We start from the raw sequence: 23,062 nt of genomic DNA, 5'->3' as shown, positions 1-23,062 counted from the left end.
AAATACAGTCAGCGTAAGGGATTTAGGTAAACACGATAAAAATGGCTGAAACTCCTACTATCAAAGGAAAAGTTATCAATCGATGTAAAATCTTTGATTCATAAGGATTTGAGACTCATATTTTGATATTTTTAGTTTAACCTGAGTTTTGGATAAGCTGAAAGTATTATTGTCTCGTAGTCAGAGATATAGCTTATTAGAAATAACGATAAAATTGCCTTAAACCGAACTAACGTAAAATCAATTTATTCAGCTTTTTTGTCAATAATTATTGCTTTTAACTCCGAACTCCGAACTCCGAACTCCGAACTCAGGTGACACCTAACCTTATCGGATATTCTTAAACCAAACTGAGGTTAGTTTAAGTACCGATAATAACTCTTGGTACGGTTTCCAATTATCAGTACAGTAGACTGTTACATCCCATTTTCGTAATCTAATTAAAAGTTTTTTGAGGGTTTCACTATCACGGTTTCCCAATTCCCAGTCGATAAGTCTGTTAGTGTTACGGTCATAAGCTTTCCAGATCCATAACTTGTTTTTTTGACTCTATAAAATGCCAAAGTTCATCTAGTTCCACAACTACCCCTTCGCAGGGTTCAGGCTTTTCATAATTTTCTAGTGCCAAAGCTCTAATCCAATTTAAAATAGTCTGAGCAGAAACATTGAGGAGCTTTGCGATCGAAATTCATAGACATTCCACTGCAATACAGAATTACTGTTTCTAGTTTCATCCACATAGGTTTACCTCGCTCGATCTTATCAGTAGTGAACTGATAGTTACAGTGCTTACATTTAAACCTTTGTTGACCACGAGCAAAACCAAAATCGTTTTTGATGATTTTAGTATTATGACATCGAGGGCATTGATGAGACATGGTTAATTAATGATGATAGGGTCAGTCTATATCATAACATTACTTAATTGATACTCTATTTGCTTTTTAAGTAATTGGACTACCATTACGACTACCTCCGATTATTTCTTGACCTTATTATAATAATTTAGGTATTTAGGAATGGAGAGATGCGATCGAGTTTTGGGAATGGGGAGGTGCGATCGCTCTTTTGAGAATGAGGAGGATAGTTAAAATCGGAAACTGACAAAAGAGGGATAATTCTCTGTGAATCGCTCCTGATTCCCTATCTAAAATGGAAATTATAGCTTAATTAACCAAAGTTTTAGATCTATTTTTGGGAAAAATTAGTCATCACATCTGGTAACATTTCTGTGTTAATACTTGCTCCTGAAAGATGATGTTCATATACTTCCGAAACAGGTAAAATTTCCCCAGAAACATGACCTTGGGGGTCTTCATTAGGTAATAATTTTACTAAAGGTAAGGGTAGTAAAGTCGATAAATTTGTTATTAGTAAAAGTAACCAAAGACGATCGAAATTAGTTTCCGTTACCCCTAACCACTGGGTTAATAATGCCCCTAATTCATGGGAAAGTAAGCCCCCTAAATTCCAAATAGACATTAACAAAGCAAAGAAACTCGCCTCAATTCCTTCAGGGCATAATCTTGCGGATAAAACAAGTACGGGCATAAAGGCAATTTGCCCCATCACCGTTAAAACAAGACTATCTCCTAAACTAAACCAATGATCATCGATACCCCACTGGCGATTAAGATGAGTTACTAAAATTAGGCTAGTCATGCCGAGAAGAGAAGATAAAACCACACTCCAGCCAAGTATCACCCGAAAAGAAATTTGTTTAAGCCATTGTTGATAGCACCATATTCCAATTAATGAGGCTAAACTGGTTATCAGTCTGATTCTACCCAAAAACTCAGGGGTAAATCCTAGCTCATTAGTACTGAAAAAGAAAAATGCAGAATCAGCACTAGGAGTCATTTGCCAGAGAAAGACAAAGATAACAGGATATAAAATGGTTTTTTGTTTGAAAGTATGCCATATTTGCTTAATTTGTTCTTTAAAATCTCTTATATCCTTTTTTTCCACAACAGGTTGCTCAATAATTAATCCTGCAATCCCCACTACTAAAAGAGGAAAACAAGCGGTAATTAAAAACACCTGAGAATTACTAAAATGCTCTAGCAATAATCCACTAAAATAAGCAGTGATTAAACCCCCAATGGCAGAAAAACCCCATGTAACTGATTGTAGTGAACCTGCTTGAGCAACAGACTCAGATTTTGCCCTTTCCACTACTACCGAATCAACAATTACATCACTAATAGCCACCGACAAAGATGTACATAAAATTGCAATAATTGCTCCTGTTAGGTTATTCACAATGGTAGCTAAACTTAACCATGCGATCGCACCTAAAACTCCAGAAAGGAGTAAATAACTACGACGACGATAACCAAAAATAGGCTTACCATCACTTAAAAAACCAATAACAGGCTTTGTTATCCAAGGAATAGCGGCTATTCCCATTAAAGCTGACACTTGAGCAGGAGAAAGCAATAAATCATCCTTGAGAAAAAAACTAACCGCTAATCGTGCCAATCCCAAAATACCTTGGACAAAATAAACCGTTAGAATAGCAAATAATTCGGGTGTTAACTTATTTCCAAATAATATCTTCGACTCGATAAATTCTCTTAAATTTTTTAACCAATATGTGTTGATGAACATTAAGAATTATAACAGTATCTTGACATTTCTATGATAGGCTACTTTTTCATCATTCAGCAGAATTGAAGGACTAGGAGAAAAAGGCAATAATTTGAGTTCGGAGTTCGGAGTTCGGAGTTCGGTGTTAAGATGAAAAAGAAATTTCTCCCTAATACCCTAATCTTATTAGCTATTGACATCAAGAATACGAGAAGTGGTAAAACGATTCATCCATTGTTCAAGATATTGACGATTAGCTAATTTTTCTTTGGGATTTTCTGTGATTAAAGGATAAGGTGCTAATCCCTGCAATGCCGCCGTAGTTACGCAATACATTGATTTTTGAAAGCTAATACAGATTTTGACTAATAAATCATCTTCTTGCCGAGGGGTTTGACGATAAAATTCATGGAGATAATCGGGGATAAAATGACGCATATCTTGCATTAAAAGAGTGGGGGGAATACCTGCACTACCTACAGGGAGAGGATCGGCATAAAGTGCGCCATAATTAAAAGAACCTTGATCTGAGGGGATTTGATTGGCTTGAGCATTATAAGAAACTGTGCCTAAAAATGGTGTACCTCGGAAAAATACTGCTTCCACATAGGGTACTGCCGTATCCATCAAAAATGTTAATTCTGCGGATTCTGGAATTAATTGATAGGTTTTCCCTTTGATTTCCACTGCATAAGTAATGGGTTTATTTGCTGATTCTACTAACCCATCGAGAATATGTTTGACTACATCACCAATAGATTCTATCTCCCCATTATCATAACGATCTGATAAAGATAGGAACATATCACTCATTACTCGCCAAAACTGCCCTAAAGCAGAGTAATAGGCTAACATTTTCACTTGTTCGGGCAAAAATTCGGGAAAAAGACCATTAAGACTCGAAACTAATAGATTTCCTTTTATTTTAGCTGCGATCGCATCTTGACAGTAACGGTTAAACTCAGGAGAATCTAAATAATCATCTAACTTGCCCCCTCCATGCCATAACATTCCCCGCATACAATATTCTGCATATTCATAATTAATGCGATCGTGCCACCAATGACGAAAAAGTTTATTCCACGAAAATTGACCATCAAAGTATTTAAAAAAAGGAAATAAGACAAGAAATTGATTCTCTGCAATATAATTAAGATTAACAGAATAACGATCTAAAACCACTCCATAGGATTTGAGAATACCTACAACTTCAATTAAATTATCGGGGGAATTTTTTAATAAAGCCTTACCACTTTCTAAACGATGAATATAATTTGCCAAAGGATGTTTAGAGGGTTGAAGAGGTGTCGTTACCATAATTATAAGTTGGTTTGCATATAAGTTGACTGGTGAGCAAAGGGCAAGGGGCAAAGTAAAAGGGCAAAGGGCAAGGGGCAAGGGGCAAAGGTAAATAGTGTTGGGGTGAATAGTGAGTAGTTGATAATTACTCGTTACTTACTCATTACTTTCTTCTAAAACCTGAAACCTGAAACCTTATCTCTCTCTCCCCCTTATCTCCCCAACACCCTAAAACTCCTAACCCCGAACTCTGAACTTTGAACTCAAATATTGACCTTTTTTGCTTGTCTATTTTAGCTTACTTTAGACCTGTTGCAAAATTGAAAATTATTGAGAAAATAAAGACAGTCCTTGAATTTATCTTTATAAAGCAAATGAAACTTAACACTGATACAGTACAAATTCTTAACCAAGACTTGCTGATTTCTGCTTATTTAGCCCAACCCGATTCCAGTGAAAAATTACCTGCCGTTATTGTGGTTCAAGAGATTTTTGGAGTTAATGATCACATTCAAGACATTACCCGTCGTATTGCAAGTGAAGGATATATTGCCATTGCTCCTGCCATTTATCAACGTCAAGCCCCTAATTTCACCGCAGGTTATACTCCTGAAGATGTAAAAATCGGTCGAGAATACAAAAATCAAACTAAAGCTGATGAACTACTAAGCGATATTCAGGCAACCATTAATTTTCTCTATCAATTACCCAGAGTAAAAAAAACAGGAGTGGGGACAATTGGTTTTTGTTTTGGGGGTCATGTTACATATTTAACCACAATTCTTCCAGAAATTAAAGCTACAGCATCGTTTTATGGAGCGGGAATCACTAATTGGTGTCCGGCGGGGTCAAATGTGCCGACCATTGCCAGAACTAAGGATATTAAGGGGAAAATATACTGTTTCTTTGGCGAAAAAGATGCTAGTATCCCCCCTGAACAAGTAACACAAATTGAATCGGAATTACAAAAATATCAAATACCTCATCAAATTTTCCGCTATGGAGAAGCTGAACATGGCTTTATGTGCGATCGCCGCTCAAGTTATCATCAAGAATCAGCACAAGATGCTTGGGAAAAGGCATTGGAACTTTTTAAAACTACCTTATAATATAATCAATTTCACAATTCCTGATATAACACTCACTTCCGAAAGTTCAAGTTTAGCTGACACTCAGATAAGTATAATGTCTGACAAAAAAAAAGAGTCTCAACCTTTTCTACCTAAGATAGTCCGCCGTTTTCAGAAAACCCTCTCTTCTTTCATAAATGCGATCGCAGAGTCAATTACTTCCTCTGTCCATATACCTGAAATTGCGATCGGACCTATCATTGGGTCTTTAATAACAGCTATTACCACATTAATTATAGGATTAGTAACCATATCTAACATTTTCAGCGAACAGTTTTTATATCGCCCTCTGCAAATTCAGGATAATAACGCCAATTACACCCTAGAATTAGCCCGTTATCAACAAACTATTTTGACCGATTATCTAAATCACACCACCCAATTAACCCTTGATTATCCCCTCTGGAAATTACAGCAAAATCCTTACTTATTAAGAAGTTTAACTCAAACCGTATTAAAAGAAATTGATGGGGAAAGAAAGCGATATATTATTATGTTTTTAAAAGATAGTTTTTTTCTAAATTCTCCTTCTCAAGAACCTCCCTCATTGCTAAAAGAAGCAGACTTAACCGAAGCAAATTTAAGCAAATTAGATTTAACCGCTAGTAACTTTTCTGGTAGCAATCTGAGCAAAGCAAATTTAAGCCATATCAATTTTCATAAAAGTAATTTAAAAGATGCTAATTTAAACAATGCCAACCTTACCAATGCAGACTTAAGAGGTGCAAACCTAACCAATATAGAAGCTAATAACACCAATTTTACTAATGCTTGTTATGATGTTTTTACTAAATTTGACCCTGATTTTGATCCAATAAAAGCCAATATGCAACAGATAAACTCTTTTAAAAACTGCCCATATATTAATGATTTAAGCCCAGATAATAATAAAAAATCTATTACAAAAAATACGAAGATAAACTGATTAAATACCTTCTAAACAAAAAAGACAAAACTTTTACCTTTTGCTAACCACTTCAAAATATTTTTCAGCTAAAGATGAAAGTAAACACTTTAATTTATAAGTATTTATTATGAATTCTTAATCCTATCCCAAAACACTATTCATTAACTCCTAATTATTTATTTTCATCTTGCATAATTCTTGTTTTTTTTCTTTCAAAAAAGCAATCATTTTTAAGTCTTCTTTTTTAATATGATTAATTAACCAGTCCGTTAAAAAATGAGATACATCAATAGTTAATTTTGTTTTATTCACACTTTCTTTTTGGCTCAAAAATGAATCGACTTTTTTCCTTAGCAAATTATGTTTAAGATGATGATTCTCATAATCTTCGTAGTTGAATTTACGCATATATTCTTCTTCAGTTTCAAAATGAATCCTCGTATAATTACTTAATGCTTTTAAGGTGTTTTCTAATAATTGCTCTCCTCTTCCAGCTAACATGGCATTATTTAGAGCATTAATAGCATGAAATAAACTTTGATGTTGTGCATCAATAAGATGAAAGCCTGTTTCATAACGAGGTTGCCAATGGGCGACTTCAATTAAGTCTGAAGATTTTTTTTGATAAGATTTTTCACGGCAATAGAGAATCATTTTCATATCCTCTCCCTTAATGTGTTTTGTTAGCCACTCCGTGAGAAAGTAGGATAAAGGAATTGTCAGACGATGAGAGTCATGATTTAAAGTTTGTTCAAATTGTAGAACTTTTTGTTTTAGAGATTCATGGATTTTTTTATGTTCTTCATAACCCGGATACTGATGATGAAGCATATATTCTTCTTCTGTCTCAAAATGAATATTGGTATATTCTTTGAGGCTTTCAATCGTTTCTCTTAAAATTTTTGTTCCTTGCCCCTCTAACATGGCACTATTTAGAGAGTTAATAATACAAAACAAACTCTGATGTTGTTCATCAACTATACTATCTCCCGTATTATACTCTGATCTCCATTTTGCAATAGTAATATTCATATTGCCTCCTTTTGACTTTATGATCGATGTAATTAGGAATCATCAATATCAATTACTCAATTAATTAAAATATGTTTTTAATGAATAATTTTTTTCTTATTTATATTTTACTTTAAAATCAAAAACAAAACTCTTTTTGTACAAATTAAATAATAAAACTAAAAATAAAAGCACTTAAGTAAAATTACAAAAAAAATTAAAACACATAGATAATTATAACTAAGCATTAGAATTGATTATTGCTTTCTCATTTTTTCAGCAGACATTAAAATAGGAATTCTCTGAAAGTTATTCTTCATTCTCAACACAAAATTAGGAATTGAGCTAGGAAAAAAACAAACTTTACTGTAAAATAGAATATTTGGGTCTAAATATAAAAATATATATAAGGAGAAATTAGTAAATATGGCTCGATATACAGGTCCTCGTTTGAGGGTAGTACGTCGCTTGGGAGATTTACCCGGTTTAACTCGTAAAAATGCTCGTCGTTCTTATCCCCCCGGACAACACGGACAAAATCGCCGTAAACGCTCTGAATATGCCATTCGTTTGGAAGAAAAGCAAAAACTCCGCTATAACTATGGTGTAAGTGAGAAGCAGTTAGTTCGTTACGTGAAAAAAGCTCGTCGTGTAACTGGTTCTACTGGTTTAGTGTTGTTGCAATTATTAGAAATGCGTCTTGACAACACTGTTTTCCGTCTCGGTATGGCTCCAACTATTCCCTCTGCTCGTCAATTGGTTAATCATGGACATATCATGGTTAATGGTCAAGTAGTGGATATTGCTAGTTATCAATGTCGCTCCGGTGATGTAATTTCTGTGAGAAAAAGAGACAAGTCCACCAACATTGTTAAAACCAATTTACTTAACCCCGGTTTGGCGAATCTTCCCAGTCACTTAGAATTTGATAAAGATAATCTCACTGGTAAAGTTAATGGTGTGATTGAAAGAGAATGGGTGGCTTTAAATATTAATGAACTACTCGTTATTGAGTACTACTCTCGTAAGGCTTAATTTGTTTTGGTGTTGGTGTTTTAGCCCATCAACATTGAATGAATTAAATCTACTAGGTGAAAGGCAAATAGACAGATACTATTTCTAAGAAAACATCAGGCTAGAAGCCCAAATTATTAGCTGTCTTAATTTTTGCGTTGTTAAACTATTAACTCAAGCTAAATAGCCTCTCATCTAATTTCTTCCTCTCTTTAACTCTCCATATTTATTATCCCTTTTGACATTGAGGGCAAAAATGACTCGATCGCCCTCCCAATTTTATTTTTTCGATTATACTAGAACATATACGGCAGGGTTGCCCTTTACGACCATAAACCCATGCTTTACCGCCATAGTTACCGTTAACCCCAGTAATGTGGAGAAAATCACTAAATGTTGTTCCCCCAGATGCGATCGCACTTTCTAACACCTCCAAAATAGCAGAGTGTAACCTTTCTACTTGGGATAAAGATAAATCACAGGCAAGGGTTTGAGGATGAATCGTACTGACAAATAACGCCTCATCAGCATAAATATTACCAATACCTGCCACAATACCTTGATCTAAAAGCACCGTTTTAATCGGGCGACGACACCGTTTTAATTTATCCTGAAAATAAGTAACGGAAAATTGTGCGTCAAAAGGCTCATAACCTAACTTTTGCAAACCAGTGATAACAGAATCAGGAGCAATATCTCGATTAACTAACCACACCTTGCCAAAAGTCCTCGTATCCACAAAACGCAACTCTTGATTATCAGCAAAAAAGAATCTTACCCTTGTATGTTTCTGCAAAGGAGAATCCTGTTTTACCCATAATAACTGCCCCGTCATCCTCAAATGGACTCCTAAGTAACCCTCGGATAATTGGGCTAATAAATACTTTCCTCGTCGATGCCATTGCAAAATCTTTTGTGACTTAATTTCCCGTACAAATGTAGAGTCAGAATCAGGAAAAGCCACACTACGAGACAGTAAAACATCTGCCCCCACAATAACAAGTCCCGAGGTCACATAATTGAGACCCCGACACACAGTTTCTACTTCAGGTAATTCAGGCATGATAAGCGCCTTAGTAATTAAAAGAAAGAAAGCAACTAGCTTACTTTTTCGCAGGTGCGGCGACTTCTTCTAGTTCATGCTCGGCAAAATTATTGGTGTTAACTCCAGTAGCACTACCACTAAAGCCGTTATAGTTAACTTTATCAAAACGAACGATAACAGGGTAAAGAATACCGCTTTTATCAACACTTGCAACAGTACCTACATCTTTGTACCAGTAGGACTCTTTGCGTAAAATTCTTACTTTTGAACCACGTTGAATTGCCATAAAAATATTTTTTCTCAAAATTACTATTAAATAAAAGGTTACTACTTGTTTGTACCGATGACATCAATTTTTACTTTAAGTTTTGTTAAGAAAAAGACTATTCCATAAGGAATTAATGAAATATAAACCTCTAGCCTCTAGTGAGAGCTTAAGTTTATGCAATTTGTGACTTAAATTGAAAATAGATAAAGAATTCCTAGAAAACGAGAAAAATGTAATCAAATTTCACAAAAGTTGTATATAGACTTTCTGCTAATTGCAATATCTGAGTTAGAAGTAAAAAGTATTGCTAAAAGGATAAAACTATTGAAAAAAGCAAATCATACCATAGATAAAAATTAATATATAGATGATCTGATAAAGAATCTTCGTAGCAAAATAGCAATAAAAACTTGTACTTTTATTATGTTGAATAGGGTAAAAAAATAGTTGAAAAGAATAACAAATTTATGATTAGATTTAGAAGTAATCCACAATAATTAGACTCTATAAACAAGCCCGTTAACTTAGGCAATAAAAAGGAAAAGATAAATATTGAAAATGAGTGTAAATTCTCTATATTCCTCACTTCCCCTTTTCCCAATTAGCTAAATCTGCTCCTTAGGATGAAACAAAAGGTAAATAATTATTGACAATAGGAAAAAAGACTTAACAATTCTTTATAATGGAAAGAACAAAATAAATGGTTATTAAAAGAGTAACTCCCTGTATCAGTTGTCACGAAGTTTTATTCAAAACAACAGGGAATAGGGAATAAGGTTCAGCAGTGGTTGCAATACTTAGAAGATGATATTTAAAACATCTTAACTGTTGCCTCTTGACTGTTACCGATTGCCTCTGGTGAAGAGGGATAACCAACATGAGGTAATATAACGAATCTCAGTATGCAAGGTCAAGATACAATGACAAACTATAATGTTAATGATATGAATAATAACAACTTAACTATTTTTCAAGGGCAACCTTGGTTAGTAGAAGAAAGAGATGCTTGTGGTGTGGGTTTTATTGCCTATCAAGATGATCGAAAATCTCATAAATTAGTAAAACAGGCTTTAAATGCCTTACACTGCATGGAACATCGTGGGGGATGTAGTGCGGACAGAGATACTGGTGATGGTTCAGGGATTATGACTGGTATCCCTCATAAAATATTTCAACAATGGTTTGCAGAGAATGATATAGTAATGCCTCCTGTGGAAGAATGGGGGGTAGGAATGGTATTTTTACCTCAAGATGAGAAAGAGGCGGAAGAAGGGCGTAAATATGTCGAGGAAATGGTTGCAGTAGAAAGCCTTAAAACCCTCGGATGGCGTGAAGTTCCTATCAATCCTGATGTATTAGGACAACAAGCAAGGGAAAATCAACCCCGTATTGAGCAAATTATCGTTACTTCTGGTGAAAAACATTATAAAGGGGATGAACTCGATCGCCGCTTGTATGTAGCACGTTCCAGAGTTGGCAAAAAATTGAGTGATGATTTTTATATCTGTTCTTTCTCCTGCCGTACCATTGTTTATAAAGGCTTAGTGAGAGGAGAAGTATTAGGGCAATTTTATCAAGACTTAACTAATCTTGAATATGAAAGTCGTTTTGCGGTATATCATCGCCGCTTTAGTACCAATACTATGCCCAAATGGCCTTTCGCTCAACCCATGCGTATCTTAGGGCATAACGGAGAAATTAATACCCTCATCGGTAACATTAACTGGATGACGGTAAGGGAAGCCAATTTAGAATTACCCGGATGGACAAAGGAAGAGTTTGACGGGGTTACTCCCATTGTCAACATGGCTAATAGTGACTCCTATAACCTCGATAGTTCATTAGAATTATTAGTTCGTACAGGGCGCAGTATTCCTGAATCCTTGATGATTCTTGTACCCGAAGCCTACGAAAACCAACCAGAATTAGAAAAATATCCTCAGATTCTCGACTTCTATCGTTATTATAGCGGACTCAAAGAACCTTGGGACGGTCCTGCTTTACTGGCATTTAGTGAAGGTAAAACCGTTGGTGCTTGTCTCGATCGCAATGGCTTACGTCCTGCTCGTTATGCTATCACAAAAGATGGCTATGTGGTAGTAGGTTCAGAAACAGGAGTTGTTGACTTAGATGAATCAGAAATCATCGAAAAAGGCAAACTAGGACCTGGTCAGATGATTGTGGTGGATTTAGAGCATAATAAAATTCTCAAAAACTGGGAAATTAAACAAGAAATCGCCTCTCAAAAACCATACGGGCAGTGGTTGAAAGAATATCGCCTACACCTTGACAGAGAATCTCTCACCCCTCTTGCTAAGGGTGATTCTACCCCCCCAACCCCCCTTGTTAAGGGGGGAGACGTAGTCGGGGGGTTGTCAGATACTGAATTAGTGCAACAACAGACAGCCTTCGGTTATACCCTAGAAGATGTAGAAATGATCATTACCGCTATGGCACGGGATGGAAAAGAGCCTACATTCTGTATGGGTGACGATATTCCTTTAGCGGTGCTATCCGATAAGCCTCGTTTATTGTACGACTACTTTAAACAACGTTTCGCCCAAGTTACCAATCCCCCTATTGATCCTTTACGGGAAAGTTTGGTAATGTCATTACAGATGCACTTAGGAGAAAGAGGCAATCTATTACATATCGAACCGAAAAATGCCCATACTTTGGTAATTGATTCTCCTGTGTTGTCAGAATCTGATTTAGATTTCATCAAAAAATCCGACTTTGCTACCGTTGAATTATCTACCCTATTCGCTATCAGTGATGGACCAGAGGGGTTAAAATCAGCTTTAGAAAAATTATGTAATGAAGCCACCAAAGCAGTTAATGAAGGGCATCAAATCATCATTTTGAGCGATCGCACTCCCCCACAGATCCCTCCTAGCCCCCCTTCACAAGGGGGGAATAATACAGAAGAAGTCCCCCTTACTAAGGGGGATTTAGGGGGATCAATTTCCACTGAATATTCTTATATTCCTCCTCTATTGGCAATAGGTGCAGTGCATCAACATTTGATTAAAGAAGGATTAAGACTCAAAACATCTCTCATTGCTGATACGGCTCAGTGTTGGAGTACCCACCATTACGCTTGTCTCATTGGTTTTGGTGCATCCGCCGTTTGCCCCTATTTAACCCTCAATACAGTTTCTGCTTGGTGGCGTGATGAGAAAACTCAGAAATTGATGGATAATGAAAAAATTGAGCGTATTTCTGAGGAAGAAGCCTTAAATAACTATCGTAAGTCGGTAGAGGCTGGATTACTCAAAATATTGTCAAAAATGGGTATTTCTCTTTTAGCTTCCTATCACGGTGCGCAGATTTTTGAATGTATCGGTTTAGGTGCGGATGTGATGGAATTGGCTTTCAAAGGCACAACTAGCCGTGTCGGTGGTTTAAATCTCGCTGAAGTGGCTAACGAAATCATTTCTTTCCATCAAAAAGCCTTCCCTGAGTTACAAGCCAAAAAATTGGAAAATTACGGCTATGTGAACTATAAAAAAGGTGGCGAATATCACATGAATTCCCCCGAAATGGCGAAAACCTTACATAAAGCTGTATCGGCTTATGGTACTCAAGAGGGTTATGATCATTATGAATGGTATCGCAAATATTTGCAAGAGCGCCCCGTTACTGCGTTAAGAGATTTATTAGAGTTTAAGTCTGATAAAAATTCTATCTCTATCGATGATGTCGAGCCTGTAGAGGACATTGTCAAACGCTTTTGTACTGGGGGTATGTCTTTGGGTGCATTAAGCCAAGAAGCTCACGAAACCCTCGCTATAGCCATGAATCGCATCGGTGGTAAATCCAACTCTGGAGAAGGTGGAGAAGATCCTAACCGTTATAATATCATTGATGAAGTGGACGAAAACGGTAAAAGTGCGTTATTCCCTCATCTCAAAGGTTTGAAAAAGGGCGATCGAGTTGCTTCTGCTATTAAACAGATTGCTTCTGGTCGTTTTGGTGTCACTCCTGAGTATTTGATGAGTGGTGAACAACTGGAAATCAAGATGGCACAAGGGGCTAAACCCGGTGAAGGGGGACAATTACCCGGTAAGAAAGTGAGCCAGTATATTGCTATGCTACGTCGTTCTAAACCCGGTGTTACCCTCATTTCTCCCCCTCCTCACCACGACATTTATTCTATTGAGGATTTAGCCCAATTAATCCACGATTTACATCAGATTAACCCTTCTGCTAAGGTATCCGTGAAATTAGTAGCTGAAATCGGTATCGGCACGATCGCCGCAGGTGTAGCTAAAGCTAATGCAGATGTAATCCAAATTTCTGGTCATGATGGTGGTACAGGTGCATCTCCTTTAAGTTCCATTAAACACGCAGGTTGCCCTTGGGAATTGGGAGTAACTGAAGTGCATCGTACTTTATTAGAGAACCAATTGCGCGATCGAGTCTTACTCCGTGCCGATGGTGGTTTAAAAACAGGTTGGGATATTGTCATGGCGGCGTTAATGGGTGCTGAAGAATACGGTTTCGGTAGCATTGCCATGATTGCGGAAGGTTGTATTATGGCTCGTGTTTGCCACACCAATCAATGCCCTGTGGGGGTTGCCACTCAACAAGAGCGTTTACGTCAGCGTTTCTCTGGTGTGCCGGGGGATGTGGTTAATTTCTTCTACTTTGTAGCGGAGGAGGTTCGATCGATTCTCGCTAAATTGGGTTATCGTAACTTAGATGAAATTATCGGACGTGCGGACTTATTAACCTATCGTCATGATGCGAAACTCACTAAAACAAAAGCCTTGATTCTCGACTGTTTAACCAATCTTCCTGACACGAAAACTAACCGTGACTGGTTGAAACAGGTCGATACCCATACTAACGGTCATGTTTTAGATGATGAAATTTTAGCAGATTCTAACATCATAGATGCGATCGAATCTCATGGTAATATTACCAAAGAAATTAAGATTATTAACACTGATCGTTCCGTAGGGGCAAGAATTGCGGGATTTATCGCCAAAAAACACGGGGATTTAGGCTTTAAGGGTCAATTAAACCTCAATTTTAAAGGTTATGCAGGACAAAGTTTCGGTGCTTTCAACATTCAAGGCATGAATATTCGCCTCGAAGGGGAAGCAAACGACTACGTTGGTAAAGGTATGAACGGAGGTGCGATCGTTATCGTACCACCTTCTGAATGTACCTTTGATGCTTCTGATAACGTCATTTTAGGCAATACCTGCTTATACGGTGCTACGGGTGGTGAATTGTACGCCAATGGACGTGCTGGAGAGCGTTTTGGGGTGCGTAACTCTAAAGCAACAGCCGTAATCGAGGGTGCTGGAGATCACTGTTGCGAATACATGACAGGAGGCTTAATCGTTGTCTTAGGAAGCGTTGGGCGTAACGTGGGTGCTGGTATGACAGGGGGCTTAGGCTATTTCTTAGATGAAGAGGGCAATTTTGAGGCTAAAGTTAACCCTGAAATCGTCAAAATTCAGCGTATTTGCACCCCCGAAGGTGAGGCACAATTAAAAGAATTAATCACAATTCATGTGGCAAAAACAGGTAGTAAAAAAGGTCAATTAATCTTAGATAATTGGGCGAATTATGTCCCGACATTCTGGCAAGTTGTTCCTCCTTCGGAAGCGGAAACTCCTCAAGTTAAGGCTCAAAAAGAGTTAACAACGGTGTAATTTAATTTAATTTTGGTGGGCAATGCCCACCCTACTTTTTATTGATAATACATTTTGTAGAAATAATGATTAAAAGATTTTTTTTACTTTTTATAGTATCTCTTTTTTTTGCATCTGTTTTGATTATTTCTCAACACAATAGTTCTGTTGCAATTCCTGTTGATAAAGTAATTCTAAAAGCCACTGGAGAAATAGAATTTCTTGACTTAACCCCCAATACAAGATACAAAGTAAAAATTGCCAATAATAGCCCGGGTGTTAATGTCGGTGGAAATTCAAAATCCTATGGATGTGCTTTACACTTAATAGAATGGCCTTCTCAAGGTAACGTTAAATCGATCTATTTTGTACTAAATAATAAAAATAAAGAAATTAACTTTACTACTATTGCGAATCCTAAAGTTTTGTCGAGAATTCACTTTAGTATAATTGATAGTTATTATGGAGATAATTCTGGTTATCTCGAATTAAATGTCAATCGGTTTTAGAAGTTACTCAATTAAGTAATTTATAATTAAAGTGGTTTTAATACTCACCTTTTTTTGATCTTAAAATAATGAGTCATAATTTATCATATCCTTATGTATTAAAAGCATTATCTCTCGAAGATAGACCCGATTACTTAATTGAATTTCCTGATTTGCCCGGTTGTATGTCTGATTTTGAAATAAGCACAAATCAATCCTGACGAGTTTTGAAAAAGAAAATAATCACTAAATATGGAGTTTTTTATTATGAATATTAAAGAACAAATAAACGCAGAAATTGAGCAATTAAGTTATAAATAATTACAACAAGTTTATCAGTTGCTACAAGGTTTAAATAAATCAAATATATCATCTAAAAAACACTTACCTCGTTGTGCAGGAATTGGAAATAGTGGATTAGGTAATTTATCTGAAAAAGACGAAGAATTACTATGGCAAAAAGATTAAAAGTTTTAGCTGATACCAGTGGTATAATTGCTTTGTTAAATGCCAGTGATAAACATCATCAATCAGTTATTGAAGTGGTGGAAAATTATGATATTATAATCCCTTCAACTATTATCCCTGAAGTTGATTATTTAGCAACAAAATATTTAGGAGAATCGGCTTTTGCTATCTTTATAGAAGATTTATTTAATGGTTATTTTGAGTATATTTCCGTAAATATCGATGATTTGAAAAGAGCTTATATAATTATGCAAAAATATCAAGATATATATTTAGGAATAGTGGATACAAGTATTATTGCTTTAGCTAAATTATTTAAAAGAAAAGACACACTCGTAAAAATGTGGCGGTGGTCAACCCAGAAAAAAAGATATTACCGTTAACACCGACCTGTAACGGCAAGATACATGACAAAAAAATTCATGATCAGTTTGACATCATAGGGGGAATACCAGATATGGTAGAGGCACAAGGGGATTCAGGATTTCAAGGAGTACAAAAATTTGACGAAAATGTCTCCTTACCCCATAAAAAACTCAGAGGAGGAGAGTTAACAGCAGAGCAAAAAGAAGAAAATCGGCAATTATCCAGGGAAAGAGTCAGATGTGAAAATGCCCTTTCAGGAGTTTCAGCGATACAATGCAGTATCGTCAACTTATAGAAATAGAAAAGCGGATTTTGATGATAAATTAATGGTGACAGGGTGTGGATTATGGAATTTCTACTTAGAAGCAGCATAAAATAAAATCAGGAAGGGGAAAGATATTATCAATTTTATTCAATATTTAGAATTAAAACTTCATCTCTTTATTTTGCAACAACTCTATTAAGTCTAGATAGTTATTGGATTAGGTTAGAATTATATTTAGTTATCAAAGTTATCATCAAAACAAGAGAAATTCATGACCACAGTTTTCCCAGATAATAATCCGCAACAACATAAACATTCTCACAACAATAATAAACAACATCATCACGGTCATATTCACAGCGAAGAATCTCAGCGTAAAATAATCAATCGTTTGTCTCGCATCGAAGGTCATGTTAGAGGAATAAAAACCATGATTAATGAGGGTAGAGATTGCCCTGAAGTTTTAATCCAAATTGCGGCAATTCGTGGGGCATTAGATAGGGTGGCAAGATTAATTTTGGATGAACATTTAAGCGAATGTATTACTCGGGCGGCAGAAGAGGGAGGAATAGAAGAAGAAATAGCGGCTTTAAAGTCAGCACTCGATCGCTTTTTGCCTTCTTAAAGTTAATTAACCTCAGTTTGATTATAAAAGTATCTAATTGAGGCAAGTTTCAGGTGGCATATTTGGCGAAATAAATAAGTAGAAGTCAAGAGTTAGGGGGTTAGGATATTGGGGAGAAACGAATTAATTACTTACCTTTGCCCCTCGCCCTTTGCCCTTTTGTTCTTGACCTTTATTCAAAGTGCTTGAGCTCTTAACCATGCAACAGGAAGATATATTATCTTATTAGGAGTAGGCACAAAAGCTCGACGGTTAAACACATCGTAATTATTTTTGGCAATAACATCGAGAATTCCCTGATATAACATTAAAGCAGACCAAACAGGCCATCTTCCATCAGGATTCAGGGATTTAATTCCACTCTCTGCTTGTTGATAATACTCTTTAGCACGGTTGATTTGGAATTTCATTAAGTTATACCAACGCTCATCGATGACTTTGTTGAATAAATCCTCTTGAGTATAATTAAATCTATCTAAATCTTCCAACGGTAGATAAATTCTTCCCCTGCCAATATCTTCCCCAACGTCTCGGAGAATATTGGTTAATTGATTGGCGATACCAAGTGCGATCGCTTCTTTTTCGGGTATATAGACGGTTTTATCATACCAAGGAGCATTTTTATAAGAGTTATCAACCCCTAGTACAGAAGAAGACATGAGCCCTACAGTTCCAGCGACTCGGTAACAGTAGAGATATAAATCCTCAAAAGTTTCATAACGGTTACGATAAAGATCCATTCTTTGACCCGCAATCATATCCTTAAAAGGTTGAATATCCATCGGATAACGCTTTAGGGTATCCACCAAGGCCACATCTGGATCATCTATAGGTTGTCCCGCAAATACCGACTCTAGTTGTTGCTCCCACAAATCAAGAGTTTCGGGGGTTGTCAATTTGGCTTGAGGTCCATCTACCAGTTCATCTGTACGGCGACACCAAACATAAATAGCCCAAATAGCACTTCTTTTTTCTTTAGGCATTAGCAATGTACCCAAATAAAAAGTTTTAGAATATTTCGCCGTAACTTGACGACAATATTCATAAGATTCTTCCAAACTGGCAAGAGGTTGTTTTGGTTGTAATTTTTTAGGCAGTTGCAGCATTCATCCCTGCTGTGATAATTAGCTAAATTTAATATAAAAATAAGAATAATGACAATTCTCTAGTATTGTCTCATTTTCTGAGCAATTTTATTTAATTATTGAGAATCTATAACTAAGGTTCAATTATTAACCTTCAACTATCAACTGTCAACTTTTTTGGAGTTCGGGGTTGAGAGTTCGGAGTTCGGAGTTCGGAGTTCGGGGTTCGAGGTTGCGAGTTCGGGGTTAGGAATAAAAACTTCCCCATCTCCCCATGCTTCCCCTCCTTCCCACGCTTCCCCAACAATCCAACACCCCAATAGCCTAAACTAAAGAAGGCTCAGATTTAGATTTCGCTACAGTGGCTGGAAAGTCTTTACTGATAACTTGTGCCGCTTGTTTTCCTGATAAAACTGCACCCTCCATACTTCCTAAATATTTTTGCATGGTGAAATCCCCTGCTAAATAAAAGTTAGAAATAGGAGTTTTTTGATCTGGGCGATATGCTTGTCTTCCTGGTGTCGCTTTATATACAGAGCGTGGTGTTTTGACTACATGAGATTTTAGTAGTTTTGCTTGATTTTCCCCTGTGAAATGTTGGGGAAATAGTTGTCTTAATTCCTGCATGGTTGCTTCGATTATTTCTTCGTCAGACTTACTAATCCATTCGGCGGCAGGTGCTAAAACTAATTCTAACATGGAGCGATCGGGGTTACTGTATTCTTTACAGGTGTTGCTCATGTCTGCATAAACACTCAAAAGGGGCGATCGAGAAAATAATAAATGATCTATATCGGTTAATTTGCGATCGAACCACAGATGTAAATTAATTACAGGCACACCCTCTAAACCGTCTAATTTTTGGAAAAAGGACATTTCTTTCCAAGTAGAAGGTAAAATAACTTTGAGAGGATCAACGGGCATGGCAGAAACGTATAAATCAGCTTCAAATACCTCATCAGCCTCGCCGTTTAAACCTCTAATTAAAAACCCTTTAACACTACCATCTTCATTCAATAAAATCTCTTTCAAAGGAGCATTTAAACGTACTTCTCCCCCTCTTTCTGTAATATAGTCAACGATGGGCTGACAAAGTCTTTCTGTAGGTGAACCGTCTAAAAACGCCATTTTTGAACCGTTTTTCTCTTGTAAAAAGCGATTTAAGGCAGTTAAGAGAATTGTGGCGGAAATTTCATCAGGGTTGATAAAGTTTAAAGCCTTTGACATGGCTATAAATACTTCTTTTTCGATACGGGAAGGGATATTTTGTTTTGCCATCCACTCAGACCATGAGTATTTATCCATTTCTTCTACATAGTCTTGTCCCTGAATGATAGCAGGTAATAAACCCATACCAAACTTAATTTTTTCTCCCCAAGTTAACATATCGTTGTTACGCAAAATTGCTACTAAACCATTTAAGGGAGCGGGTATATCTGGAAAGTCAAATCTTGAATAAGTCCCCGGTTTTTCTGGTTGGTTAAAAATCATTGTATGCTCTTTCCACTGAAGGCGATCTTCAATACCTAACTCGTGAAATAATTGCAACATATTGGGATAAGCCCCAAAAAAAATATGAAGTCCAGTTTCGTACCAATCTCCATCTTCGTCTTTCCATGCCGCAACTTTTCCTCCCAATACGTCTCTACGTTCGAGTACAATGGGGGTGTGTCCTGCATCCGCTAAGTATTTAGCGCAAGAAAGTCCAGCTAATCCAGCACCTGCTATGGCTACTCGCATTTATTTTCCTTTTCTTCTACTTGATTTCTCTTTATCATTTTAGTAGCATTTCTTGACATTTCGTAACATTTTTCTAAAAAAAAGTCAAAAAGATGGACAAAAAAAAAGCCCAGTAGGTAACTAGGCATTTAAGTTTCTAAATTTAGTTAAAGGATTTATACTACTCCAACCCCTTTGTCTCCATCACTACTGTTAACCTCTTTCAATTCTTTTGCCCTTGCAACTTTCTCCGCTTCTTCTTTTTCTCTTAAGTCTCCGGGTTGATTAACATACATTTCAGGTTCTACGGCATAATTATTCACTAAACCTTCTCTGCTAACGGTATAACCACCAGTAGTGTCAGTGGAAGTATCAGACTCAGGAATTGATTTAAAGTTTTCTCCTTCTCTTCTAATACGTGCGGCAGTTTCTGCGGAGGTAATATTGCGATCGTAGTTTGCGGATTTTTCTCTTTTATTGTAATTCTGTTCAGGTTTTTCTCCTTCACCTTTCCAACCCACAACACGGTTAGAATTATACCATGCGATCGAGCCTATACCCACTGCGGCAATAAAACCTACAATTAAAACACTCACGGCAGTAACGGGAAAATGGCTGGTTTCGGCGGTAAGTTGTATTAATAATTCCATAAAAATTTGTTCCGTCTTTCTTGACTTCACTTACTAGCCTAGCCTTTAGATAAGTTCAATTACATCCCTCCATATAAGTATATTTACCTCTTCCTAAAGGAATAGATTAATAGTTATCAAATAAATATTATTTATGTCTTTTAGTAGATGACAATGAGTCTAAAATTCTCCTAAGATTAAAGTGAAGGGTTAAATTTTCAAACTAAAAATTAATCCATTATTTAAGTAAATCAAAGAATAGCAATAGATAAGAATATTATGGCAAATATCACAGAAAATAAACAGGCTTATCAAGAGAAAGTCAAAGCTCAAATTGATAAAATCAACGCTCAAATTGAGCAAATGAGTGCTAAAGCTAAAGAGGCAAAAGCAGACGTAGCAGTCGAATATAATAATCAATTGGAAAAATTATACGCTCAAAGAGATGCAGTACAATCCAAATTTAAAGAGCTTCAAGACGCTAGTGAAGAAGCATGGGGCGAAATTCAAAAAGGTTTTGATAAAGCATGGAATGAATTAAATGATTCCTTCAATCAAGCATGGTCTAAATTCCAATAAAAATAAAAGTCAATTCTGTTAAGGATTTTTTTCCTACCCCCCAGAAATTTTCTTTCTCAAAGTACATTATCGTACATTATCTCAACCAGAGGAGGAGAATCTGGGGTATTTTCATGCTATTTATCGCCCCCTCACTCAGACAAGAAGTCTAATAATTTATGACAAAACAATAAATGGTGAGCATAGCCCACCCTAAAAGATTTCTTAATTGAAAATAAAAACAACCTATAATTAAATGCTTAACGTTGAGTCGCTAATTCTCCTTGATTATCTGACTCAGTGCTACCACGACGACGGCGAGATGTGAGGGTGTTAAACAACATTTTACCAATAGCCATGATTAAGTTACCTTCTAATTCTTGGAACATTTTCATATTCATAGCAAAAGCATCATTAGCTTCATCCACAATTTTCTCTGCAGTTGCTTCATCCACAGGTAAATCATTTAAGGCTTGACGATACATATTTTTGAAGGCTTTTTCATCGCTGATGGTTTCAAACTCATAAAAAGCAGTACCTTCTCCATCCAAATTCATTGCTTTTTGGGCAATATTTTTCAATATTTGACCCCCAGAAAGGTCTCCTAAATAACGAGTGTAAGAATGTGCCGCAAACAATTCAGGTTGGTTATTTGCAATTTCATGGATGCGATCGACGTATGCTTGTCCTGCTGGAGTAATTTGAATTTCGTTTTTCCAGTTAGCTCCATAATAGAACTGTAAATCTTTAGCTAAACTAGGCTGACGATTTAACTCAGGAAAATAAATTTTACCAACAATGGGGTGGTCTTTTAAGCGTTCCATTTCTTCTTCCATTGCCCCATAAACGAAATAAAGATTTGCCGCTAACTTACGATAGGAATTTTTCTCAACTACCCCTTTAAGAAAGCACTTAATAAACCCCATATTTTCTGCCATAGAATGGGATTTTTTCGTACCTTCTTTTAACATTGTGGCTAGATTAACTGTCATGATATTTGATTCCCTAATATTTCTGAAAATATGTTTATAAAAATTAACAAAAGGTTTTTTATTGCTAGTTTTTAACCTTAAACCGAATCATGATCAGTTTATATTAAGAATTTTTACAATCAGATACTTGCTGAAAAATTAAGCTACGACCTTAAGAATAAAATCATGTATTAGATGGGCTTGAGCGGGTATGATTTCGTGACCAATGTCAAACTCATGATAAGTGAGATTAACTCCCACATTTTCTAGTTTTTTCCGTGCCACACGGGCAGATTCTATGGGAATAACCGCATCTTGTGTACCATGAGACATGAAAGTAGGAGGAAAAGGATTTCTGTCGCTGGTGGGTTCAAAATGTAGGTAGCCACTCAAACTAATAACTCCAGCTACGGGTAATTGTAAGCCCACATCTAAACTCATCGCTCCTCCTTGGGAAAAGCCTCCTACAAAGGTTTTGCTTAAAGGTAGATTAGTTGTATCTTCCAAAGACAATAACCATCGATAAAATTGATCTAAACTAGCAGAAATACCCTCATTATTGTTGTCTAATTCATACCAAGCCCTTCCTCCCGGCACTTGAGGATGAAGATAGGGAGCATTGGGAAAAAGAAATAAACAAGATGGTAAATTTAACATTGGAATGAGGGCTATTAAATCGTGATAATTAGCACCCCAGCCATGGAGTAAGACAAAAACAAACTCTGGAGATTTATTATTAGTAGGATTATGAGAAATTACGTCTAAAGTCATTTTTAAAGGCTCTATTACTATGAGTATGTTAAATTATTGGTTAGGGTAGGCAACAGGCAAAGTTAAAAGGGCAAGGGGCAAGGGGCAAAGGTGAATAGTGTTGGGGTGAATAGTTGATAATTAAAAATTAAGAATTAAAAACTCTGAACTCCGAACTCCGAACTCCGAACTCCGAACCCTTATTCGATATTCTTAAACTGAACTGA

21 protein-coding genes and 1 pseudogene are annotated in these 23,062 nt (G+C 36.4%); 11 read left to right on the top strand and 11 right to left on the bottom strand.

The features are described from left to right. Nucleotides 1-372: 372 nt before the first annotated feature. The 3 genes and pseudogenes from Dongsha4_RS13515 to Dongsha4_RS13505 all read right to left on the bottom strand — a co-directional run. A pseudogene (locus Dongsha4_RS13515) lies at nucleotides 373-878 on the bottom strand (IS1 family transposase); the annotation flags it as partial. Nucleotides 879-1,188: 310 nt separating this feature from the next. Then, entirely contained in the window at nucleotides 1,189-2,610 is a 1,422-nt protein-coding gene (locus Dongsha4_RS13510; RefSeq protein ID WP_330202880.1) for a folate/biopterin family MFS transporter, read from the bottom strand. Nucleotides 2,611-2,775: 165 nt separating this feature from the next. After that, nucleotides 2,776-3,906: a CO2 hydration protein gene (locus Dongsha4_RS13505; protein ID WP_330202879.1), complete on the bottom strand. Its 1,131-nt coding sequence runs from the start codon at nucleotides 3,904-3,906 to the stop codon at nucleotides 2,776-2,778. A 356-nt stretch (nucleotides 3,907-4,262) separates the two neighbouring features. On the opposite strand from Dongsha4_RS13505, the gene Dongsha4_RS13500 reads away from it, so the two are divergent. Then, nucleotides 4,263-4,997 (top strand): dienelactone hydrolase family protein, encoded by a 735-nt coding sequence (locus Dongsha4_RS13500; protein ID WP_330202878.1) that lies wholly within the window; start codon nucleotides 4,263-4,265, stop codon nucleotides 4,995-4,997. Beyond that, complete coding sequence (locus tag Dongsha4_RS13495) at nucleotides 4,888-5,943, top strand: pentapeptide repeat-containing protein (protein ID WP_330202877.1); 1,056 nt, start codon at nucleotides 4,888-4,890, stop codon at nucleotides 5,941-5,943. The genes Dongsha4_RS13500 and Dongsha4_RS13495 overlap by 110 nt, the downstream gene beginning before the upstream one ends. A gap of 150 nt (nucleotides 5,944-6,093) precedes the next feature. On the opposite strand, the gene Dongsha4_RS13490 is transcribed toward Dongsha4_RS13495, so the two are convergent. Then, nucleotides 6,094-6,957, bottom strand: a complete 864-nt coding sequence (locus tag Dongsha4_RS13490) for a bacteriohemerythrin (RefSeq protein WP_330202876.1) — start codon at nucleotides 6,955-6,957, stop codon at nucleotides 6,094-6,096. A gap of 405 nt (nucleotides 6,958-7,362) precedes the next feature. Between Dongsha4_RS13490 and rpsD the strand changes: the two genes are divergently transcribed. Continuing rightward, nucleotides 7,363-7,971, top strand: a complete 609-nt coding sequence (gene rpsD / locus Dongsha4_RS13485) for a 30S ribosomal protein S4 (protein ID WP_330202875.1) — start codon at nucleotides 7,363-7,365, stop codon at nucleotides 7,969-7,971. 208 nt (nucleotides 7,972-8,179) lie between these two features. Here rpsD and Dongsha4_RS13480 read toward each other — a convergent pair whose 3' ends face one another. After that, complete coding sequence (locus Dongsha4_RS13480; RefSeq protein ID WP_330202874.1) at nucleotides 8,180-9,013, bottom strand: DNA-formamidopyrimidine glycosylase; 834 nt, start codon at nucleotides 9,011-9,013, stop codon at nucleotides 8,180-8,182. A 40-nt stretch (nucleotides 9,014-9,053) separates the two neighbouring features. Further along, on the bottom strand, nucleotides 9,054-9,281 hold the full coding sequence (locus Dongsha4_RS13475; protein ID WP_015218119.1) for a photosystem I reaction center subunit IV: 228 nt from the start codon (nucleotides 9,279-9,281) through the stop codon (nucleotides 9,054-9,056). Between the two features lie 902 nt (nucleotides 9,282-10,183). On the opposite strand from Dongsha4_RS13475, the gene gltB reads away from it, so the two are divergent. From gltB to Dongsha4_RS13440, 7 genes are all read left to right on the top strand, one after another. Then, nucleotides 10,184-14,932, top strand: a complete 4,749-nt coding sequence (gene gltB, locus Dongsha4_RS13470) for a glutamate synthase large subunit (protein ID WP_425590764.1) — start codon at nucleotides 10,184-10,186, stop codon at nucleotides 14,930-14,932. Between the two features lie 65 nt (nucleotides 14,933-14,997). Beyond that, entirely contained in the window at nucleotides 14,998-15,420 is a 423-nt protein-coding gene (locus Dongsha4_RS13465) for a hypothetical protein (RefSeq protein WP_330202873.1), read from the top strand. Between the two features lie 68 nt (nucleotides 15,421-15,488). After that, nucleotides 15,489-15,620: a hypothetical protein gene (locus Dongsha4_RS13460; protein WP_330202872.1), complete on the top strand. Its 132-nt coding sequence runs from the start codon at nucleotides 15,489-15,491 to the stop codon at nucleotides 15,618-15,620. Nucleotides 15,621-15,738: 118 nt separating this feature from the next. Further along, the gene (locus Dongsha4_RS13455) at nucleotides 15,739-15,867 is read left to right on the top strand and encodes a hypothetical protein (RefSeq protein ID WP_330202871.1); all 129 of its coding nucleotides are present in this window, start codon (nucleotides 15,739-15,741) and stop codon (nucleotides 15,865-15,867) included. Then, complete coding sequence (locus tag Dongsha4_RS13450) at nucleotides 15,852-16,250, top strand: type II toxin-antitoxin system VapC family toxin (RefSeq protein ID WP_330202870.1); 399 nt, start codon at nucleotides 15,852-15,854, stop codon at nucleotides 16,248-16,250. Before Dongsha4_RS13455 ends, Dongsha4_RS13450 begins: the two co-directional genes overlap by 16 nt. Further along, nucleotides 16,211-16,528, top strand: coding sequence for a transposase family protein (locus tag Dongsha4_RS13445; protein ID WP_330202869.1), 318 nt, complete (start codon nucleotides 16,211-16,213; stop codon nucleotides 16,526-16,528). The genes Dongsha4_RS13450 and Dongsha4_RS13445 overlap by 40 nt, the downstream gene beginning before the upstream one ends. Before the next feature lie 241 nt (nucleotides 16,529-16,769). Further along, complete coding sequence (locus Dongsha4_RS13440) at nucleotides 16,770-17,123, top strand: metal-sensitive transcriptional regulator (RefSeq protein WP_330202868.1); 354 nt, start codon at nucleotides 16,770-16,772, stop codon at nucleotides 17,121-17,123. Between the two features lie 176 nt (nucleotides 17,124-17,299). Here Dongsha4_RS13440 and crtB read toward each other — a convergent pair whose 3' ends face one another. The 3 genes from crtB to psb35 form a co-directional block, all read right to left on the bottom strand. Further along, complete coding sequence (crtB, locus tag Dongsha4_RS13435) at nucleotides 17,300-18,229, bottom strand: 15-cis-phytoene synthase CrtB (protein WP_330202867.1); 930 nt, start codon at nucleotides 18,227-18,229, stop codon at nucleotides 17,300-17,302. Nucleotides 18,230-18,532: 303 nt separating this feature from the next. Next, the gene (gene pds, locus Dongsha4_RS13430; protein WP_330202866.1) at nucleotides 18,533-19,948 is read right to left on the bottom strand and encodes a 15-cis-phytoene desaturase; all 1,416 of its coding nucleotides are present in this window, start codon (nucleotides 19,946-19,948) and stop codon (nucleotides 18,533-18,535) included. A 155-nt stretch (nucleotides 19,949-20,103) separates the two neighbouring features. Beyond that, entirely contained in the window at nucleotides 20,104-20,577 is a 474-nt protein-coding gene (gene psb35, locus Dongsha4_RS13425; protein ID WP_330202865.1) for a photosystem II assembly protein Psb35, read from the bottom strand. Nucleotides 20,578-20,835: 258 nt separating this feature from the next. Here psb35 and Dongsha4_RS13420 point away from each other — a divergent pair, with 258 nt between their 5' ends. After that, nucleotides 20,836-21,135 carry a hypothetical protein gene (locus tag Dongsha4_RS13420; RefSeq protein WP_330202864.1) on the top strand — a complete coding sequence of 100 codons (300 nt, stop codon included), beginning with the start codon at nucleotides 20,836-20,838 and terminating at the stop codon, nucleotides 21,133-21,135. A gap of 239 nt (nucleotides 21,136-21,374) precedes the next feature. Here Dongsha4_RS13420 and Dongsha4_RS13415 read toward each other — a convergent pair whose 3' ends face one another. Both Dongsha4_RS13415 and Dongsha4_RS13410 read right to left on the bottom strand, forming a co-directional pair. After that, nucleotides 21,375-22,106, bottom strand: coding sequence for a heme oxygenase (biliverdin-producing) (locus Dongsha4_RS13415; RefSeq protein ID WP_330202863.1), 732 nt, complete (start codon nucleotides 22,104-22,106; stop codon nucleotides 21,375-21,377). Nucleotides 22,107-22,244: 138 nt separating this feature from the next. Then, entirely contained in the window at nucleotides 22,245-22,856 is a 612-nt protein-coding gene (locus Dongsha4_RS13410) for an alpha/beta hydrolase (protein WP_330202862.1), read from the bottom strand. Nucleotides 22,857-23,062: the final 206 nt, after the last annotated feature.

The sequence above is a fragment of the Cyanobacterium sp. Dongsha4 genome, from assembly GCF_036345015.1.
Lineage (GTDB): Bacteria > Cyanobacteriota > Cyanobacteriia > Cyanobacteriales > Cyanobacteriaceae > PCC-10605.
Note: the sequence above shows the minus strand (reverse complement) of the source record. Positions and strands in the feature narration are given on the sequence as shown.

Bases quoted from the DNA above. Each gene is read 5' to 3' on its own strand.
- Dongsha4_RS13495 (WP_330202877.1), top strand. From the start codon at position 4,888: ATGGAGAAGCTGAACATGGCTTTATGTGCGATCGCCGCTCAAGTTATC.
- Dongsha4_RS13460 (WP_330202872.1), top strand. From the start codon at position 15,489: ATGAGTCATAATTTATCATATCCTTATGTATTAAAAGCATTATCTCTC.
- Dongsha4_RS13505 (WP_330202879.1), bottom strand. From the start codon at position 3,906: ATGGTAACGACACCTCTTCAACCCTCTAAACATCCTTTGGCAAATTAT.
- pds (WP_330202866.1), bottom strand. From the start codon at position 19,948: ATGCGAGTAGCCATAGCAGGTGCTGGATTAGCTGGACTTTCTTGCGCT.
- psb35 (WP_330202865.1), bottom strand. From the start codon at position 20,577: ATGGAATTATTAATACAACTTACCGCCGAAACCAGCCATTTTCCCGTT.
- Dongsha4_RS13480 (WP_330202874.1), bottom strand. From the start codon at position 9,013: ATGCCTGAATTACCTGAAGTAGAAACTGTGTGTCGGGGTCTCAATTAT.
- Dongsha4_RS13440 (WP_330202868.1), top strand. From the start codon at position 16,770: ATGACCACAGTTTTCCCAGATAATAATCCGCAACAACATAAACATTCT.
- gltB (WP_425590764.1), top strand. From the start codon at position 10,184: ATGACAAACTATAATGTTAATGATATGAATAATAACAACTTAACTATT.
- Dongsha4_RS13490 (WP_330202876.1), bottom strand. From the start codon at position 6,957: ATGAATATTACTATTGCAAAATGGAGATCAGAGTATAATACGGGAGAT.
- Dongsha4_RS13415 (WP_330202863.1), bottom strand. From the start codon at position 22,106: ATGACAGTTAATCTAGCCACAATGTTAAAAGAAGGTACGAAAAAATCC.
- Dongsha4_RS13500 (WP_330202878.1), top strand. From the start codon at position 4,263: ATGAAACTTAACACTGATACAGTACAAATTCTTAACCAAGACTTGCTG.
- Dongsha4_RS13410 (WP_330202862.1), bottom strand. From the start codon at position 22,856: ATGACTTTAGACGTAATTTCTCATAATCCTACTAATAATAAATCTCCA.
- Dongsha4_RS13420 (WP_330202864.1), top strand. From the start codon at position 20,836: ATGGCAAATATCACAGAAAATAAACAGGCTTATCAAGAGAAAGTCAAA.
- Dongsha4_RS13510 (WP_330202880.1), bottom strand. From the start codon at position 2,610: ATGTTCATCAACACATATTGGTTAAAAAATTTAAGAGAATTTATCGAG.
- rpsD (WP_330202875.1), top strand. From the start codon at position 7,363: ATGGCTCGATATACAGGTCCTCGTTTGAGGGTAGTACGTCGCTTGGGA.
- Dongsha4_RS13450 (WP_330202870.1), top strand. From the start codon at position 15,852: ATGGCAAAAAGATTAAAAGTTTTAGCTGATACCAGTGGTATAATTGCT.
- Dongsha4_RS13475 (WP_015218119.1), bottom strand. From the start codon at position 9,281: ATGGCAATTCAACGTGGTTCAAAAGTAAGAATTTTACGCAAAGAGTCC.
- crtB (WP_330202867.1), bottom strand. From the start codon at position 18,229: ATGCTGCAACTGCCTAAAAAATTACAACCAAAACAACCTCTTGCCAGT.
- Dongsha4_RS13465 (WP_330202873.1), top strand. From the start codon at position 14,998: ATGATTAAAAGATTTTTTTTACTTTTTATAGTATCTCTTTTTTTTGCA.